Annotated in this window: 15 protein-coding genes; 7 read left to right on the top strand and 8 right to left on the bottom strand. The window is 66.4% G+C overall.

What is annotated here, in order from left to right; translation table 11 throughout:
- Window positions 1-6: 6 nt before the first annotated feature.
- Genes RQP54_RS02465 through RQP54_RS02445 form a run of 5 tightly spaced genes read right to left on the bottom strand, consistent with a single transcriptional unit; the run spans window position 7 to window position 7,556 of the window.
- Window positions 7-1,890: a peptidase M61 gene (locus tag RQP54_RS02465; protein WP_315676587.1), complete on the bottom strand. Its 1,884-nt coding sequence runs from the start codon at window positions 1,888-1,890 to the stop codon at window positions 7-9.
- Between the two features lie 59 nt (window positions 1,891-1,949).
- Window positions 1,950-2,672: a DsbC family protein gene (locus RQP54_RS02460; RefSeq protein WP_315676586.1), complete on the bottom strand. Its 723-nt coding sequence runs from the start codon at window positions 2,670-2,672 to the stop codon at window positions 1,950-1,952.
- 21 nt (window positions 2,673-2,693) lie between these two features.
- Window positions 2,694-3,821 (bottom strand): FAD-dependent monooxygenase, encoded by a 1,128-nt coding sequence (locus RQP54_RS02455; protein WP_315676585.1) that lies wholly within the window; start codon window positions 3,819-3,821, stop codon window positions 2,694-2,696.
- A gap of 31 nt (window positions 3,822-3,852) precedes the next feature.
- Window positions 3,853-5,805 (bottom strand): 7TM diverse intracellular signaling domain-containing protein, encoded by a 1,953-nt coding sequence (locus RQP54_RS02450; protein ID WP_315676584.1) that lies wholly within the window; start codon window positions 5,803-5,805, stop codon window positions 3,853-3,855.
- Window positions 5,802-7,556 carry a 7TM-DISM domain-containing protein gene (locus RQP54_RS02445; protein ID WP_315676583.1) on the bottom strand — a complete coding sequence of 585 codons (1,755 nt, stop codon included), beginning with the start codon at window positions 7,554-7,556 and terminating at the stop codon, window positions 5,802-5,804. The genes RQP54_RS02450 and RQP54_RS02445 overlap by 4 nt, the downstream gene beginning before the upstream one ends.
- Window positions 7,557-7,587: 31 nt before the next feature.
- Here RQP54_RS02445 and ychF point away from each other — a divergent pair, with 31 nt between their 5' ends.
- From ychF to RQP54_RS02430, 3 genes are all read left to right on the top strand, one after another.
- Complete coding sequence (gene ychF, locus RQP54_RS02440) at window positions 7,588-8,679, top strand: redox-regulated ATPase YchF (RefSeq protein WP_315676582.1); 1,092 nt, start codon at window positions 7,588-7,590, stop codon at window positions 8,677-8,679.
- A 40-nt stretch (window positions 8,680-8,719) separates the two neighbouring features.
- Window positions 8,720-9,625: a DMT family transporter gene (locus tag RQP54_RS02435; RefSeq protein WP_315676581.1), complete on the top strand. Its 906-nt coding sequence runs from the start codon at window positions 8,720-8,722 to the stop codon at window positions 9,623-9,625.
- A gap of 70 nt (window positions 9,626-9,695) precedes the next feature.
- Entirely contained in the window at window positions 9,696-10,739 is a 1,044-nt protein-coding gene (locus RQP54_RS02430; RefSeq protein WP_315676580.1) for an extracellular solute-binding protein, read from the top strand.
- A 140-nt stretch (window positions 10,740-10,879) separates the two neighbouring features.
- Here the strand turns inward: RQP54_RS02430 and RQP54_RS02425 are convergent, their stop codons facing one another.
- Window positions 10,880-12,532, bottom strand: a complete 1,653-nt coding sequence (locus RQP54_RS02425) for an iron ABC transporter permease (protein ID WP_315676579.1) — start codon at window positions 12,530-12,532, stop codon at window positions 10,880-10,882.
- A gap of 50 nt (window positions 12,533-12,582) precedes the next feature.
- On the opposite strand from RQP54_RS02425, the gene RQP54_RS02420 reads away from it, so the two are divergent.
- On the top strand, window positions 12,583-13,638 hold the full coding sequence (locus tag RQP54_RS02420) for an ABC transporter ATP-binding protein (protein ID WP_315676578.1): 1,056 nt from the start codon (window positions 12,583-12,585) through the stop codon (window positions 13,636-13,638).
- Between the two features lie 7 nt (window positions 13,639-13,645).
- Here the strand turns inward: RQP54_RS02420 and RQP54_RS02415 are convergent, their stop codons facing one another.
- Window positions 13,646-14,122 (bottom strand): YqaA family protein, encoded by a 477-nt coding sequence (locus RQP54_RS02415; RefSeq protein WP_315676577.1) that lies wholly within the window; start codon window positions 14,120-14,122, stop codon window positions 13,646-13,648.
- A 160-nt stretch (window positions 14,123-14,282) separates the two neighbouring features.
- On the opposite strand from RQP54_RS02415, the gene dusB reads away from it, so the two are divergent.
- From dusB to purH, 3 genes are read left to right on the top strand one after another with little or no spacing between them, the layout of a single operon-like run.
- Entirely contained in the window at window positions 14,283-15,335 is a 1,053-nt protein-coding gene (dusB, locus tag RQP54_RS02410) for a tRNA dihydrouridine synthase DusB (protein ID WP_315676576.1), read from the top strand.
- On the top strand, window positions 15,332-15,565 hold the full coding sequence (locus RQP54_RS02405; protein WP_315676575.1) for a helix-turn-helix domain-containing protein: 234 nt from the start codon (window positions 15,332-15,334) through the stop codon (window positions 15,563-15,565). The genes dusB and RQP54_RS02405 overlap by 4 nt, the downstream gene beginning before the upstream one ends.
- Before the next feature lie 43 nt (window positions 15,566-15,608).
- Window positions 15,609-17,207: a bifunctional phosphoribosylaminoimidazolecarboxamide formyltransferase/IMP cyclohydrolase gene (gene purH / locus RQP54_RS02400; RefSeq protein WP_315676574.1), complete on the top strand. Its 1,599-nt coding sequence runs from the start codon at window positions 15,609-15,611 to the stop codon at window positions 17,205-17,207.
- A gap of 109 nt (window positions 17,208-17,316) precedes the next feature.
- Here purH and RQP54_RS02395 read toward each other — a convergent pair whose 3' ends face one another.
- Complete coding sequence (locus RQP54_RS02395; protein ID WP_315676573.1) at window positions 17,317-18,051, bottom strand: FFLEELY motif protein; 735 nt, start codon at window positions 18,049-18,051, stop codon at window positions 17,317-17,319.
- Between the last annotated feature and the right edge of the window lie 9 nt (window positions 18,052-18,060).

Below are 18,060 nucleotides of genomic sequence, written 5' to 3'. Positions count from 1 at the left end.
TGGGGTTCAGGTTTTCTTGCGCGCACGGCGTGCGGGTGGGGTGGCCGGCGCATGCGCAGCGTCTTCCAGCCAGCGGTGCAAGGCGGCGCTGTCCTTGAGGGTCAGGCGCGGCTGGGTGGCGTCAGGAGGCAGACGCAGGGGCAGCTTGAGCACGCGCCGGTCACGGTGCACCAGGGCGATGAGGTCGCGTTCGCTGGCGTACAGCGGCAGGTCGGCGAGCGCGGACAGGCGCCACAGGTCGTCCGGGCGCGATTTCGGGGCCACGGCCAGCCATTCGTCTCCGGCGCAGAAGCCGGCGGCTTCCGCCGCACCGCCGCGCAGCACCTGGCGCACCATCACACCGGCGGCTGGCTTGGTGCGCAGGCCCAGGCGCTGGTCCAACGCCACGGCCTCGGGCTTGTCTTCCACGCCGAATCCGGCCAGCAGCGTGGTGCAGGGCAGCGCCTTGGTGCCGTGCACCCACTGGCGCAGTTCCTTGGCGAAGCTGCGGCCACCGAGTTGCTGCAGCACGGCCGCCACGTCGGCCTCGGCCAGCGGGCCGCCTGCCGTGCGCTCCCACAGCGCGCGCATCACATCATCGAGCGTGGTGTGGCCTTCGGTGCGCAGCGTCAGGTCCAGGCACAGGGCCACGAGCGAGCCCTTGGTGTAGTAGCTGATGGTGGCATTGGGCGTGTTCTCGTCCTGGCGGTAGTACTTCACCCAGGCGTCGAAACTGGCCTGGGCCACGCTCTGTACCTGCTGCCCCGGCGTCTGCGCCACCTGCTGCAGCGTCTTGGTCAGCAGCTTCAGGTAGGTGGCGTCGTCGATCAGACCGGCACGGCGCAGGAACAGGTCGTCGTAGTAGCTGGTGAAGCCCTCGAAGAACCACAGCAGCTCGGTGTAGTTCTCCTGCTGGTAGTCGAAGCGGGCGAATTCGGCCGGGCGCAGCTGTTTGACGTTCCAGCTGTGGAAGTACTCGTGGCTGATGAGGCCCAGGAGCGTGGTGTAGCCCTCGCTCTTGGTGGCCGACGCGGTCTTTGCATCGAGTACCGAGGCCTTGCGCGGCAGGTCGGCGCGCTGGCAGATCAGTGCGGTCGAATTGCGGTGCTCCAGCCCGCCGTAGCCGTCGCCCACGGCGTTGAGCAGGAAGGTGTAGCCTTGGAATGGAATCGGGCGGTAGCCTGCTTCCTTGCTGCGTGATGCGCTTCCATTTTCGGAGCGTTTGCCATGCCAGAAGTCGATCTGCGCTTCGCAGATCTTCTGCGTGTCGGCCAGCAGCCGCTCACCGTCAAAGCCCGGAGCTGCCCCAGCCACGACAAAGCGGTGGGGCACGCCGTGGGCCGTGAAGCTGCCGCTCCAGAAGTCGCCCATCTCCACCGGGCAGTCGATCAACGCGTGGTAGTCGGGCGCCGTATAGCGGCCAAAGCCCTGGCGGTCCACCTTGTGCGGTGCGAGGCCCGTGGCCAGCTTCCAGCGCGGTGCCGTGTCGGGCGCCACCACGTCCAGTGTGTGCGGCTGGTCTTCGAGCCCTTCGGCGCGCAGCAGCAGGCTGGTGCCGTTGAAGAAGCCGCGCGCACTGTCGAGCCAAGCGGTGCGTACCGAGTTGTCAAACGCGTAGACGCGGTACTGCAGCGTCAGCGGCGCGCCGGGCTGGCAAGCGACCTGCCAGCTGCACTTGTCCAATTGCTGCAGTGCCACCGGTTTGCCGCCCTGGCGGGCCTGCAGCTCCTGCACATGCTTGGAGAACTCGCGCACCATGTAGCTGCCGGGAATCCATACCGGCAGGCGCAGGGTCTGCATCGCGTTGGGGGCTTCGACCGTCATGGTGACGGCGTAGAGGTGGGCGTGCAGGTCGGCGCACTCCACCTGGTACTGCACCGGTGCGGTGCCAGTGTGCTTCTTGGTGCTCAATTTTGGCTCCAGCCCGCGTATTCATTGTGCAGGCAGCTATGAAATGAGTAGCGTTGCAATTACTTCTTGATGCTGGCGAACTGCTGTTCCAGCTCTTCCATGGGAATCGCTCCGGCCGTGCGGCTGCCGTCCTCGAACAGCAGCGTGGGGGTGCTGTTGATCTTGTTTTTCTTGGCGAAGGCTTCGTTGCGCGTCACGGCTGAAGAGTCGCACATGGCCGCGGCCTCTGCGGGTTGGGCACCCTTGACCATCCAGTCCAGCCAAGCCTGGCCCTTGTCGCGGGCGCACCAGATGGCGCGGTTCTTGGTCTTGGAGTCGGGCGCCAGGATGCCGATCTGGAACACGTGCACGGTGATGTTGTCGACCTTGAGCAGGTCGCGCTCGAACTTCTTGCAGTAGCCACAGTTCGGGTCGGCAAACACCGCGAGCTTGCGTGCGCCGTTGCCGCGCGTGAAGGTGATGGCGTCCTTGACCGGCAGGCTGTCCCAGTTGACGGCCGTGAGCTTGTCCTCGCGTTCCTTGGTCAGGTTGCGCTTGTTCTTCAGGTCATAGACCTGGCCCTGAATCAGGAACTCCCCCTTGGCATCGGTGTAGTAGATCTCCGAGTCCTGGACGCGTATTTCGAAGATGCCGGGAATCGGGGTCTTGCGCACTTCCTGCACGCCTTGCAGTTGGGGCAGGTGGGTGTCGATGTTTTTCTTGATCTGCGCGTCCTGGGCGGAGGCTACGGCTGCGCAGGCGTAGAGGGCTGCTGCTGCGGCCAATGCGGGTAGAAATTTCATTCGGGTCTCCGGTAAGGGGTGTCAGGGCAGCGTCGGCAGGCCCATGGCCCGGCGTGCCACCCATTTCTTGATCGGGGTGAGGCTGTTGAAGCCTTGCATTCCCGCATTGCGCAAGGCCTGTGCGGCGGGGTGGGGATGGGTGAAGAGGCGCTGGATACCGTCGCCCGAGCCGCCGACCAGGGCGAAGTCGGCTTTGCGGGCCCGTTCGTAGGCGCGCAGCAGCTTGGGGTCACCCACGCTGCGCCAGTAGGGGCGGGTGTCGAGCACCTGCACCAGCTCGGCCACGTCGCCCAGGCCCAGGTTCAGGCCCTGTCCGGCCAAGGGGTGCACGTTGTGGGCGGCGTCACCGGCCAGCACCCAGGCGCCGTTCGGCCTCTGGCCGCTCCAGCGCTGCGCCAGGGCGTGCTGCAGCATCCAGCTGGCGCGTGGGCCGCTGAGCTGCAGGCTGCCCGGTTCGTGGTGGCTGGCGTTCTGCAGCGCTTCGCAGAAAGCGGTGTCATCCAGCGCCAGCAGCTCGCGGCAACGCTCGGGGCTGACGGACCAGACGATGGCGTATTCCTTACCCTGCGGTCCACCCAGCGGCAAGAAGGCCAGGATCTCGCCCTCGGGGCCGAACCATTGGCGGGCGGTCTGCTCATGGGGCAAGACCGACACGACGCGCGTGGCCAAGGCGTGCTGGCCGTAGGGCGCAGTGTCGAACGCCACGCCGAATTCCTCGCGGGTGGCGCTGTAGCGGCCTTCGCAGACCACGGTCAGCGTGGCAGGCACTGGCTCGGAAACCACCTCGATTTGTGGCTGGAAGCGCACGGCTTCCGCGAGCAAGCGTTCCAGCGCCGGCACATCGACGATCCAGTTCAGTGCGGCCACGTCCTGCTGCGCGGCGCTGAACTGCACTTGCGCGCCGTCGTCGCCATGCACCTGCATGCGGGTCACGGGGGTGGCATGGGTCTCGTCGGGCCAGCAGCGCACGGCGTCGAGCAGTCGGCGCGACGCCGTGTTGAGCGCGTAGGCGCGTACATCGGGCCCCTGGGTCGTGGAGGGCGGGGCCGCCAGCAGCGCCACGCGCAACCGCTTGGCCGCCAGATGCAGCGCCAGGGTGCGGCCGACGATGCCGCCGCCACGGATACAGATGTCGAAAGGGGAAGCCATGGCCCCATTGTAGGAGCCCGCACAGGAGGGGTCAGGGGCGCTCGTCCAACGCAGCGGGAACCGTGGGGTCAAAGGCGGGATTCGATGATGTGGTGTCAGTGCGCGAGGCCAGTTTCGGCATGGGTGTCAGCGGTCGCGGGGGCTGGCTGGGTGCGGGCGGTCGCGCCATAGGCGGCGTTTCGACCAGTTCGGCTTCGGGCGGATCGAAGTCGGAGTCGCGCTCGAGTGGAGCAGGCAGCGTGGTGGGCGCCTCCAGGAAGCGGATCGGGCGTCGGCTGCGCGGCGCAATGCCATCGAGCAGATCGCACAGCTCGTCGATCACGGTGCGTGGATCCGGGTGAACTTCGTCGAGCACGACGGCAGCGACGTGGAAGTGCAGGGTCACCTCCGGGTGCAGCCCGGGCAGCGGGATCAGGCCGGAGGCAATCAGGCTGACCATGCGTTCGTTGACCGCGTCACGGCTGCCAACGCCGTCCAGCACCACGCCGAAGCGGGCGATGTCCAGCCGCCCGGCCGGGTCGACGTCGCGCAGCACGCGGTGCAGTTTGACCACGCCGCGCAGCAGGCACTGCTCGGCCACCGTCAGGCCCAGTTGCGCCTGGATGTGCTGGTAGTTGGCAACTTCGATGACCACGATGGCGCCCGGTAGGCGGTCGTAGGACGCGCGGTGCACAGCGTGCTGCACGTGGTCCATGAACCGCTCGCGCACCAGCAGGCCGGTCAAGGCGTCCTGGGTGTCGGACACCCGGGCGCGCCCGCGGATGTTCAGACGCTGGCTGATGCGCAGGGTCAGGGCATGCAGCAGCAGCGGAATCGACAGCGTGACGGCAAAGATCATGTAGTAGCGGGACTGCCATGCCACCGGAAACAGGTGCAGCATCTGAGCCGCCATGTAGAGTACCGCCAGACCCTGGGGGGCGTAGGCGGCAAACAGCCAGGGGCCGAGCGGGCTGCCATCGCGCCAGATCCGCAGCGTGGCAAACACGGCCAGCAGCGGGCCCAGCAGGAAATAGATGCCGTGGAGCTGGGCGGCCACGTCGCGGCGCAGGGCCCACTCCATGAGGATCAGGGCCGCACTGGCCGCGCCGAACCAGAGCAGGACCTTGTCCAGTACCGGGTGACGGACGTCCGTGGCGCTGACGGTACGCAGGAACAGCGTGCTCGCACCCACCCCCATCAGCGGCAGTACTACCGAGGCGTAGTTGGCCCATCCTGGCGTATAGGGCCAGAACCACTGGTTGGCCAAGCCCATGGCCTGCGCGCTGACCAGGGCCATGAGCACGGTGTACACCAGGTACCAGGCTTCGGTGGTTTCGTGGGTTTCCCAGTATCGCAGGCCACACCAGGTGAAGAGCATCAGCAGACTGCCCAGCATGGTGCCGCAGAACACCAGCTCCAACGTGCGTTGCTGCTCGCGCTCGGCACCCGTGGACAGTCTCAGCGGGATCTCGATGTCGCGGTAGTTGCTGGCGCGCAGGTAGAGGTCGACGGGGCGGGTATCGCGCAGGAACAGACGGAAATCGGGGTAGACCGAAGGGTAGTCCCAGTGGCGCAAGGCCAGGGTGTCGCCGGCTTTCTGGGTCTGCACGGCACCATGGCTGTCGACAACGTAGAGCTCCAGGGAGTCAATGTAGGGCAAGGGTACATTGAGCGACCAGTCCGCAGGTGTGTCGGCACCGCGCTGCACCCGCAGGTGGATCCAGATGGCGCGCTCCGGCCCCAGGGCAAAGCGTTCGTCGGCGGGCTTCTCCACAAAAGTGCCACGCGCCCCACGCATGACGGGCAGCAGGCCCGACGTGGGCCCGGTCTCTGCCAGTACGTCCACCGTGCCGTCCACCGTGAACGCTGCGGTGTCGCCGCTGAGTGTGATCACCGGCGTAGCCGCCATACCCTGCAGGCCCCACAGCAGCACCAGCAGCGGCATCACCCACCGGCGCAGGGCGTGCCAGCAGCGGTAAGGCGCGAATGGATGGATGGAGCTCATGGCGTTGTGCTGCTGTCTGCCAGGGATGCGGGCATGGTCTGGGGGGGCTCCAAATGGCGGATCGGCCGGCGCGTGTGGCTGGACATGCCTTCGAGCATGGTTTCCAGTTCCTGCAGGGCTTGCGTCGGCTCCAGCAGGTACTCATGCATCAGCAAGCAGGCGGCATGGAACTGCAGTGTGACCGGCGGGTGCAAGCCAGGCAGGGGGATCAACCCGGAGCCGATGAGCTGCACCAGGCGTTCGGTCAAAGCCTGGCGGGTCATCACACCGTCCAGGATCAGGCCGAATTCATCGGCCGCAAGGCGACCCGCGGGGTCCATGTCGCGCAGGATGCGGTGCAGCTTGACCACGGCGCGCAACAGGCAGTTCTCCGCCAGAGGGTCTCCCAGCCCCTTGCGGATGTGCTGGTAGTTGACGACCTTGACCACGACCAGCGCAATGCGCTCGCCGCCGCTGGCCACGCGCTCATGGGCCTTTTCCAGCTCCGTGGCGAACGCTTCTCGCGTCAGCAGCCCGGTCAGGGCATCTTGGGTGGGCAGGTGGCGTGCACGGGACTGCAGTTCCTTGCGGTCGTGGGTGGCCCGGCTCAGGGCATAGACCAGCACCGGTACCGACAGCGCGACGCTGAGTGACAGGAAATAACGCATTTCCCACCAGTTGGGCAGCCACCCCAGCGCCTCGCACATGAGACGCAGCAGGCACAGGTACTGCGGCACATAGGCGGCCATCAGCCAGTACCAGATGCGTGAGTTGCTGCGCCAGCTGAGAAACGTTGCGATCAGGCCGGTGGTTGTCGCCACCAGCAGCACCATGGCGCCGATCTTGTCAGCGGCCACGCGGTCAATGGCGTAGGTCAGTGTCGATGCGATGGTGACTATTCCTACTCCGCGCAGGAAGCGGTCATAGCGCGAAAAGTGGGTCGAAATCGCATAGAGCATGCGCACGAACAACAGGGACGCGCCCACGGCAAGCACGGGCAGCACACTGTTGGCATAGTCGCCGACGCGCGGCCAAGGCAGCCAGACCAGCATGTTCAGGATGCCGTTGATCTGGGCCACCGTCATCAGCACCAGGAAGCTGAATGCGGAAGCCGCCAGATCGGACGGGCTGCGGTGTTCGGCATAGCGGATCAGTGACAGCACCACCAGCACCGCCAGCACGCCCAGCAACAGCCCCAGGCTTACGAACTCCGTCAGGCGCTGGAACGCGCGTGTATCCCAGCTGGCCACCCGGATCGGGATGCTGAGGTGCTTGAAATTGCGCACGCGCAGGTAGACCTCGTGTTCCTGCGTGCCCGGCAGGTCCAGAATGAAGTCGGGGTAGGGGCCGCGAAGGCTCCAGGCCGATTGCAGCAGCGTGTCGCCGGCCTGCTGGCGCTGCCAGCGCCCCTGCGCATCGCGTTGGAACAGCTGGACGTCGTCGACAAAGGGCAGAGGCAGGTTCAGCGTCCATTGCGCAGGCGCATCGATGCTGCGGACCAATCGCAGCCGCAGCCACAAGGTGTCCGTGCTCGTCAGTGCTTCCCGGTGCAGGGCCGGTACCGTCTGGAAACTGTCCGGCCGCGCCGAGACTTGCTCGATGCTGCTGGCGCTGCCGGGTTCAAGCCAGCTCTGTACCTCGTCCGCAAGCGTGAAGGACGGTGTGTCGGCGCTCAGCACGATGGCCCGCGGTGGCTGTGCCCACGCCGACGGCCCCGCCAGCCCCAGGAGGCAGGCAGCGGCCAGAAGCAGGCGCGCCACACAGGATGTCATACACTTGTCCCCTCGTATTCGTGAGGTTTTTATGAGTTTGAAGTGCGGCATTGTAGGCCTGCCCAATGTGGGTAAATCCACCCTTTTCAACGCCCTGACCAAGGCCGGCATCGCTGCGGAGAATTACCCCTTCTGCACCATCGAGCCCAACGTGGGGGTGGTGGAGGTTCCCGATCCGCGTCTGGCGCAGCTGGCCGAGATCGTCAAGCCCGAGCGCGTGGTCCCGGCCATTGTGGAGTTCGTGGACATTGCCGGCCTGGTGGCTGGCGCCAGCACAGGCGAAGGCCTGGGCAACAAGTTCCTGGCCCACATCCGCGAGACCGACGCCACCGTGAACGTGGTGCGCTGCTTCGAGGACGACAACGTGGTGCACGTGGCCGGCAAGGTCGACCCGATTGCCGACATCGAGGTCATCCAGACCGAGCTGTGCCTGGCTGACCTGGCTGCCGTGGAGAAAGCCCACGCCCGTGTCTCCAAGCCGGCCCGCGCCGGTGACAAGGAAGCCCAGAAGCAGGTGGCCCTGCTTGACAAGTGCCTGGCAGCGCTCAACGAAGGCAAGCCCGTGCGCACCATCGACTTCAGCAAGGAAGAGCAGGCCCAGCTCAAGCAGTTCTTCCTCATCACGGCCAAGCCCGCCATGTTCGTGGCCAACGTCTCCGAAGATGGCTTCGAGAACAACCCGCTACTGGACCGCCTCACCGCGTTTGCCAAGGCCCAGAACGCGCCCGTGGTGGCCATCTGCGCCAAGATCGAGGCCGAGTTGTCGGAGATGGACGATGCCGACCGACTGGAGTTCCTGAAGGAACTGGGCCAGAGCGAACCCGGCCTGAACCGCCTGATCCGCAGCGCCTACAGTCTCTTGGGATTGCAGACCTATTTCACCGCCGGTGTGAAGGAAGTGCGCGCCTGGACCATCCATGTCGGCGACACCGGCCCGCAGGCCGCAGGGGTGATCCACACCGACTTCGAGAAGGGCTACATCCGGGCCCAGACCATTGCGTTCGACGACTTCATTGCCTTCAAGGGTGAACAGGGCGCCAAGGACGCGGGCAAGATGCGCGCCGAAGGCAAGGACTATGTCGTCAAGGATGGCGACGTGATGAACTTCCTGTTCAGCTCCTGATGCACCGCAAGCGAACCCCGCGTTCGCCGCGCCCACCTGCGTGACGATCGCCTACGACTGGCTGGCGCTTGGCGCGGCCGCTTGCTGGGCCGTCACCGGGCTGATTTCCGCGCCCCAATCGCGCCATCTCGGCGCCTTTGCGTTCACGCGCTGGCGCATGGGGCTGGTCTTCCTGGCGCTGGCCCCGGTGGCCTGGCTGTCCGGTGGCTTGCAGCAACTCTCGCTGGTGCAACTGGGCATTCTGGTCTTGAGCGGGCTGGTGGGCATCTTCATCGGCGACACGGCGTTGTTTGCGTCCATGAACCGCCTCGGGCCGCGCCGTACCGGGGTGCTGTTTGCCACCCACGCCTTTTTCAGTGCCGTGCTGGGTTTCCTGTTTCTGGACGAACGCATGGGCGCACAGGCCCTGGTGGGCGGCGTGCTCATCGTGGCGGGCGTCATGACGGCCATCGCCTGGGGAGCGCGCAAGGACGAGTCGCATGCGTTCGAAAGCCTGCAGGGCCATTGGCCCACGGGCGTCGCGCTCGGGTTGCTGGCGGCGCTGTGCCAGGCGGGCGGCTCGTTCATTGCGAAACCGGTGATGGCGGCTGGTGTGGACCCGATGGCCGCCATGGTGGTGCGGGTGGGTGTCACCTGCCTGGCCCACCTGCTGCTGCTCTGGTCGGGTGTCGGGCTGGCGCGCGCCCAGGGCACGATGACGCCGCGGGTGCTGGGCCTGGTGCTGCTCAGTGGCGCCATCGGCATGGGGCTGGGCATGAGCCTGATCCTGCTGGCCTTGCGCCATGGCGAAGTCGGCATGGTCGGCATCCTCTCGTCCGTGTCGCCGGTGCTGGTGTTGCCGCTGCTCTGGCTCACCATGGGCCGTGCCCCCGCGCGCGGCGCCTGGTGGGGAGCGGCCATGACGGTGGGCGGGACGGTGCTGGTGTTGTTGAGAAGCCATTCTTGATTTAAGGCAAATAGGAATTAGTCGCATTTGCGATAAACTCGTGCCATTCCCCTTTCTTGGAGCAATGTGCATGCGTTTCACTTCCCTCATCACCGGTGTGTGCCTCACGGCAGGCCTGGCCGGCAACGTCCTGGCCCAGAGCAATGAGCTCAACCTCTACTCGGCGCGCCACTACCCGACCGACGAGGCCCTGTACAGCGGCTTTACCCAGGCCACCGGCATCAAGATCAACCGTGTCGATGCGGACGACGCCGGCATCCTGGCGCGCCTGAAGGCCGAGGGCGCGGCCTCGCCCGCCGACCTGGTGCTGCTGGTGGACGCCTCGCGCCTGTGGCGTGCCGAAGTCGATGGGCTGTTCCAGCCGGTCAAGTCCAAGGTGCTGGAAGATGCGATTCCGGAACACCTGCGCGCCAAGGCCACGCCCGAAGGCAGCGCCTGGTTCGGCTTGTCCACCCGGGCCCGCATCGTGGTGTACGACAAGCAAAAGGTCGCCCGCAGCGACGTGGACACCTACGAGAAACTTGCAGCGCCCCAGAACAAGGGCAAGCTCTGCATTCGCAGCGGCTCGCACCCCTACAACCTGAGCCTGTTCGGCGCCATGCTGGAGCATTGGGGCACGGAAAAGACCCAGAACTGGCTCAGCGGACTGGTGGCCAACCTGGCGCGCGCGCCCAAGGGCGGCGACACCGACCAGATCAAGGGCGTGGCCAGTGGCGAATGCGCCATTGCCGTGACCAACAGCTACTACATGGCGCGCCTGATGCGTTCGACCAATCCCGATGACCGCGCCGTGGCCGAGAAAGTCGGCGTGGTGTTTCCCGACCAGGCCGGCAGCGGAACCCACGTGAACGTGGCCGGCGGCGGCGTGGCCCGCAACGCCAAGAACCGCGACAACGCGGTCAAGTTCCTGGAATACCTCGTCAGCGCCCAGGCACAGAACCACTTCGCCAACGGCAACAACGAATGGCCGGTGGCCAAGGGCGTGAAGCTCGACAACCCGGCGCTGCAGGCCATGTCGGGCGGCAGCTTCAAGAGCGAGCTGATTCCGGTAAGTGCTGTCGGCATGAACCAGGTGAAGATCCAGCGCATGCTCGACCAGGTGGGATTCAAGTAAGCGGCGGCACAGCGCGCTCCCAGGCCGATTCGCCGAGCAAGGCGGATCGGCCTTTTTCATGGGCAAATTGGCCTGAAGCCCGCGCAGATATTGCGCTGCAAGCTTCCAAAACCATAGCGAATGGAAGGGGCTTCAGTCGCTCAGGCCGGCCGCCGCAGGGTGCGGCTGAGCAGGATGACCGGTACCAGCCCCACCAGCACCAGCGCCAGTGCGGGCAATGCCGCTTCGCCCAGGCGTTCGTCGCGTGCCAGTTGGTAGGCCATGACGGCCAGCGTGTCGCTGTTGAAGGGCCGCAGCACCAGCGTGGCCGGTAGCTCCTTCATCACGTCCACGAACACCAGCAGCAGGGCCGCGGCCAGGGGGCGGCGCAGCAGTGGTGCGTGCACCCGCCACAGCAGGGCCCAGCCGGTACAACCCAGCAGCCGGGCCGACTCGTCGAGACTGCGCGGCACCCGGCTGTAGCCGCTGTGCACCGACTGCAGGGCCACCGACACAAAGCGCACGAGATAGGCCCAGACCAGCCCGAAACTGGTGGCCGTAAGCAAGGCACCCAGGGGGCTGGTGGGCCACCAGGCCTGCACCCAGCCCAGCGGCAGCAGCAGGCCCACCACCACCACCGCGCCCGGTACTGCATACCCCAGGCCGACGATGCGTGCCAGCCAAGGGCCGGAGCCGCTGGGTTGCACGCGCACCAGCAGACCAAGCCCCAGCGCGACCCCGCTGGCCAGCACCGCGGTCAGCGCGGCCAGCCGCAGGCTGTTCAAGGCCCAGGACGCAAAGGGCGCCCAGGGCAGCGTCGTCCACTCGCCCAGCAGCGGGCGCAACATGAACAGCACCGGCGCCACAAAGCCCGCCACCACCGGCAGGCCGCACACCAGCCAGGCCAGCAGTGCCCGGCGGCCGTGCAGCCGCACGGCGTGGCCGCTACGCGCGCCAGGGCCGCCCTGGCGCGTACTGAAACGCAGGCGCTGTTGTGCGCGCTGCTCCCAGGCCAGGAAGGCGGCTACGCACAGCAGCAGCACCGTGGCCAACTGCGCGGCGGCGTAGCGGTCGTCAAACACCAGCCAGGCCTTGTAGATGCCGGCGGTGAAGCTCTGCACGCCGAAATAGCTGACCACCCCGTAGTCGGCCAGCGTTTCCATGAGGGCCAGCGCCACGCCCGCCGTGATGGCCGGACGCGCCAGGGGCAGGGCCACTTGCCACAGCGTGCGGGTGCCGGAGGCGCCCAGCAGCCGGGCGGCTTCGAGCAAGCTGGTCGCACGCTCGGCCAGTGCGGTGCGCGCCAACAGGTACACATAGGGGTAGAGCGTGAAAGTCAGCACCCAGATGGCGCCGCCCAGGCTGCGCACCTCCGGCAGCATGGCGCCTTCGCGCCCGAGCAGCGTGCGCAGCGCCGTCTGTACCGGGCCTGCGTATTGCAGGAAGTCGGTGTAGCCGTACGCCACCACATAGGGGGGCACGGCCAGTGGCAGCAGCAACAGCCATTCGAAGCCGCGCCGCCCGCGGAAGTCAAACACGGTTACGGCCACGGCCGCGCCGGTGCCCACTACGGCCACGCCCAGACCAACGCCCAGGCACAGCCACAGCGAGGTCAGTGCATAGCGCGGAAGCACCGTGTCTCCCAGATCGCGCAGCGTCTGCCAGCCCGCCGCATCCAGCTGCAGCCAACTGGCTGCGATGGCGAGCAGCGGAAGTGCCAGGCCCGCCCCCAGCAGCCACAGCAGGACGGCGGTGCCGCGCAGACTGCCGCCTGGGGCGAGGGGGCGGCGGATCGGGGCGGTTGGGGCAATCATGGGTGTGGCGCGGAAGGTAAATGAGAATTGTAGGCACTTAGAATCGCTGCATGTCCTTGCAAGTCCGCCAACTCAGTGTGCGCTATCCCGGCGCGGCACGCCCCGCTGTCCACGAGGTGTCCCTGACCCTGGCCGAGGGCGACATCGGTGTGCTGATCGGTCCCTCCGGCTGTGGCAAGACCACCTTGCTGCGCGCCATTGCGGGGCTGGAAGCGCCCAGTGGCGGCTCGGTGTGGCTGAACCAGCGGGAGCTTTCCAGCGCGGATGGCGCCCCACACGGCCGGGTGGGCATGGTGTTCCAGGACTACGCGCTGTTTCCCCATTTGAGCGTGGCGGACAACGTGGGCTTCGGACTGCATGGCCGCCCGGCCGCGCAGCGCAGTGAGCGGGTGTCGGAGTGCCTGCAGCGCGTGGGATTGTCGGATCTGGCGCGGCGCATGCCGCACGAACTCTCGGGTGGCCAGCAGCAACGGGTGGCGCTGGCGCGCGCCTTGGCGCCAGCGCCGGAACTCTTGCTGCTGGACGAACCGTTTTCCAATCTGGACGTGGAACTGCGCGAACGCCTGGCCCACGAAGTGCGCGACATTCTGAAAGCTGCCGGTGCCACGGCCCTGTTCGTGACCCATGACCAGAACGAGGCCTTTGCCGTGGGCGACGCGATCGGGGTCATGCAGGAAGGGCACCTGCACCAGTGGGACGATGCGTTCTCGCTCTACCACCGCCCGGCCACCCGCTTCGTGGCCGACTTCATTGGCCACGGGGTGTTCCTGCCGGCACGCATCGTGCGTCAGGGGGATGGTGTGGTGGTGCAAACCCCCGTGGGGCCACTGCAGGATCCACGCAACTGCCCCCTGCCCGAGGCCTACCCGGACGGCGCCTGCCAGCTGCTGCTGCGCGCCGACGACATCGTGCACGACGACCAGTCGCCGGTGCAGGCCCGTATCGTGCGCCGCGCCTTCCGGGGGGCCGAGTTCCTGTGTACGCTGGAATTGGCCAGTGGAGCGCAGGTGCTGGCGCTCATCCCTTCGCACCATGACCATGCGGTGGGAGACTGCATCGGCATCCGTGCCGATGTCGAGCATGTGGTGACTTTCGCCGCCGAATGAGCGGCGATCAGCTCCACCAACGAAACAGGCCCGTCAGTGCGGCCGTCATGAGGACGTAGCGGGCGAATTTGCCGATGGCCATATAGACCAGGCAGGGCCAGAACGGCAACCGCAGCCAGCCTGCCACGGCACACAGCGGGTCGCCCACCAGCGGTAGCCACGACAGCAGGCAGGCCTTGGGGCCCAACGAGCGCAGCCAGTCCAGCGCGCGGGCATGAAAGCGCTGGTGGGTGTACTTGTCGGCCACGCGGTGGGCACCGTAGCCCATCCACCAGTCCAGCGCACCACCGAGGGTATTGCCCAGCGTGGCCACCAGCACGGCGCTCCAGAACAGTTCGGGGTGCAGCTGCACCACGCCAAAGACCACCGGCTCCGAACCCATGGGCAGCAGCGTGGCCGAAAGGAAGGCAATGACGAAAATGGCGCCCAGGCTGGCTTGCGGCACGGCCAGAAATTCCAGCAGGGGAGCGATCCAGGAGTCCATGGGGGTGCACTGTATCGGAAGCCCGTGGCCCCGCGCGGACTGGGTGATTGCAGCGTTCAGTGGCCGGATTTCAATTGCTGAAATTTTGGGCAGGTAAAATCGGCACAGCCCCAAATTCCCTGGGGCATTTTTGTCCCCCACCTTCTCCTCGACACCGTCCATGCAGATCGGCCCATTCGCGCTGGCGAATTCCCTGTTTGTTGCGCCCATGGCCGGCGTGACGGACCGGCCTTTCCGCCAGTTGTGCAAGCAACTCGGTGCCGGTTATGCCGTGAGCGAGATGGTGACCTCGCGCCCGGACCTGCAGGCCAGCCTCAAGACCTCGCGCCGGGCCAACCACGAGGGTGAACCCGGCCCGATTGCGGTGCAGATTGCCGGCACCGACGCGCCCATGATGGCCGACGCCGCCCGCTACAACATCGACCGTGGCGCCCAGATCATCGACATCAACATGGGCTGCCCGGCCAAGAAGGTGTGCAACAAATGGGCCGGCTCAGCCTTGATGCAGAACGAGCCGCTGGCCTTGGAAATTGTCGACGCCGTGGTGGCGGCCTGCGCGCCGCATGGTGTGCCCGTTACCCTGAAGATGCGCACCGGCTGGTGCGAGACCGAAAAGAACGCGCTGGTGCTGGCGCGTGGCGCGGAGAGCGCCGGGGTTCAGATGGTGACGGTGCATGGCCGCACGCGCGACCAGGGCTACCGCGGCCAGGCCGAGTACGACACCATTGCTGCGGTGAAGGCCGCGCTGCGCATTCCGGTAGTGGCCAATGGTGACATCGACTCCCCGGAAAAGGCCCAAGCCGTGCTGCGCGCCACCGGGGCCGACGCGGTGATGATCGGCCGCGCTGCGCAGGGGCGGCCCTGGATCTTCCGCGAGGTCGCGCACTTCCTGGCCACCGGAAGCCATTTGGCACCGCCGCTGGTGCTGGAGGTCAAGCGTTGGCTGATCGAGCACCTGCACGACCACTATGCGCTCTATGGCGAGTACACCGGCGTGCGCTCGGCGCGCAAGCACATCGGCTGGTATGTGGACGAATTGCCGGGCGGCGAGGACTTCCGCGCCCGCATGAACACCCTGGAGTCGGCTGCTGCGCAGCTCGACGCCGTGGCGACTTTTTTTGACCAAATGAATGACACCACCGATCGCCTGCCGGCCCTGCACGGCGCGACGGCCCTGGAGGAGCGAGAGACCATGAAGGAATGCACCGTATGAGCAAGCAGCACCTGGAAGACTGCGTACGCTCCAGCCTGGAAACCTACTTCCGCGACCTCGGTGGCGAAGAGCCCCATGGCATCCACGACATGCTGGTGCGCGCCGTGGAGCGCCCGCTCCTGCAGTTCGTGATGCACCAGGCCGACAACAACCAGAGCAAGGCCGCCCAGTGGCTGGGCCTGAACCGCAACACCCTGCGCAAGAAGCTGGTCGACCACGAACTGCTCTGACCGCGCGCCCCCAACCGATTTTTAAACTCTGAAGCTTCCCACCATGCAAGCACTGCTTTCCGTCTCGGACAAATCCGGCATCGTCGAACTCGCCCAGGCGCTCCACGCCCAGGGCGTCAAACTCCTGTCCACCGGCGGCACCGCCAAACTGCTGGCCGAGAAGGGCCTGCCGGTGACCGAAGTGGCCGAGATGACGGGCTTTCCCGAAATGCTCGACGGCCGCGTCAAGACCCTGCACCCGCGCGTGCACGGCGGCCTGCTGGCACGCCGCGATGTGCCCGCGCACATGGCCGCGCTGAAGGAACACAGCATCGATACCATCGACTTCCTGGTGGTGAACCTGTACCCGTTCGAGGCCACCGTGGCCAAGGCAGGCTGCACGCTGGAAGATGCGATTGAAAACATCGACATCGGTGGCCCGGCCATGGTGCGCAGCGCCGCCAAGAACTGGAAGGACGTGGCGGTGCTGACCGACGCCTCGCAGTACGCCACCGTGATTGCCGAACTCAAGGCCAATGGCCAGGTGTCGCGCAAGACCAAGTTCGCGCTGTCGGTGGCTGCGTTCAACCGCATCAGCCAGTACGACGGTGCCATCAGCGACTACCTCTCGGCCGTGCAGGTGGGTGAGGATGCCCCGGCGGATGCCGAAGCGCCCACGCTCGACCTGTTCCCCGGCCAGAGCAACGGCCGCTTCATCAAGGTGCAGGACCTGCGCTACGGCGAAAACAGCCACCAGCAGGCCGCGCTGTACCGCGACCTGTACCCTGCGCCCGGCTCGCTGGTCACGGCCAAGCAGTTGCAGGGCAAGGAACTCTCTTACAACAACATCGCCGACGCCGATGCCGCCTGGGAGTGCGTGAAGAGCTTCAACACCCCCGCCTGCGTCATCGTCAAGCACGCCAACCCCTGTGGCGTGGCCGTGGGCGCCAATGCGCTGGAGGTCTACAGCAAGGCCTTCCAGACCGACCCCACCAGCGCCTTTGGCGGCATCATCGCCCTGAACTGCGAGCTGGACGAGGCCGCGGCCCAGCAAATTTCCAAGCAGTTCGTCGAAGTGCTGATGGCCCCTGGCTTCACTGCTGGTGCTCTGGAAGTGTTCAAGAGCAAGGTCAACGTGCGGATCCTGCAGATCGACCTGCCCAAGGGCGGCGCATCGGCCTGGGAGCAGGGTCGCAACGCCATGGACATGAAGCGCATCGGCTCGGGCATCCTGCTGCAGACCGCCGACAACCACGAGCTGACGCTGGCCGACCTGAAGGTGGTAACCACCAAGCAGCCGACCCCGGACGAATTGAACGATCTGCTGTTCGCCTGGAACGTGGCCAAGTACGTCAAGTCCAACGCCATCGTGTTCTGCAAGAACGGAATGACCATGGGCGTGGGTGCTGGCCAGATGAGCCGTCTGGACTCGGCCCGCATTGCGTCAATCAAGGCCGGCCATGCCAACCTGTCCCTGGCGGGCACGGTGGTGGCGAGCGACGCCTTCTTCCCGTTCCGCGACGGACTGGACGTGGTGGTGGACCATGGTGCCACCTGCATCATCCAGCCCGGTGGTTCCATGCGCGACCAGGAAGTGATTGACGCTGCCAACGAGCGCGGCGTGTCCATGGTGTTCTCGGGCGTGCGCCACTTCCGCCACTAAGCCGTTTTTGAGGGTGATTTTGCCCTCTGGCCCGCGTAAAACCTGCGTGAGTAGCTACTGGATTGGTAGCGATTGCGCAGGTTTTTTTTGTGCCGTCGCGGTCCTGGGGCTACCAATCCGTGCGTTCCAGCGCCTGCACGCTGGTTGCCACATCGGCGCTGAAGAGGGTGTCGATGAGCGCGCCTTCGCGCTGCGCGATGAAACCCAGGAACGCCTGCGCCGTATCGCCCTGGGCTGTCATGGCGCCGAAGGTATCAAAACCGGCTTCGAGAAAGCTCTGCAGCGCGCCCAGGCCGGCGGCACGCGCCGCCGGGCGCATCATGCGCAAGAGTGTGCGCAGCCCGCGCTTGCGCGTGAACTGCGTCAGGTCCTGGCCGACGCGCAGCACGGTGGCGAGTTGGAATTGGCGGGAGTCGGCGTGACCGACGTTTTGCCAGGCCTCGACGTAGTGCGCGCTGTCCAGCGTCGCAAAGGGGCCGCTGGCGAGAAGGGCACGCGCCATGGCCGCATCCAGGCGTTCCGTGATGGCATGCAACTCGGCCATGGATACAGCCGTGTCCACCACCGATTCCGGGAACAGTCGCTCCAGGGGGCCGGCGATGCGCACGAACTGGGCGTCGCGCTGGGTGTAGTCCTTGTCGCTGTAGAGTTCGTTGAGGAAGAACAGCACCGCGGGGCGGAATCGCTCGGTGGCCAGCAGGTCACCATAGGTGGTGCGGAAACGCGCCGCCTGGAAGGCCTTGACCGCCGCGACGGTGCTGCGCAGCACGGGGTCTTGCGCGGCCTGCGCACGCAGTTGCGTGACTTCGGCCACGGCAGAGCGGATGGCTTCAGAGGCACTCATGGGGCGGTG

This window comes from Curvibacter sp. APW13, assembly GCF_032337135.1.
In the GTDB taxonomy this organism is placed as follows: domain Bacteria; phylum Pseudomonadota; class Gammaproteobacteria; order Burkholderiales; family Burkholderiaceae_C; genus Allorhodoferax.
Note: the sequence above shows the minus strand (reverse complement) of the source record. Positions and strands in the feature narration are given on the sequence as shown.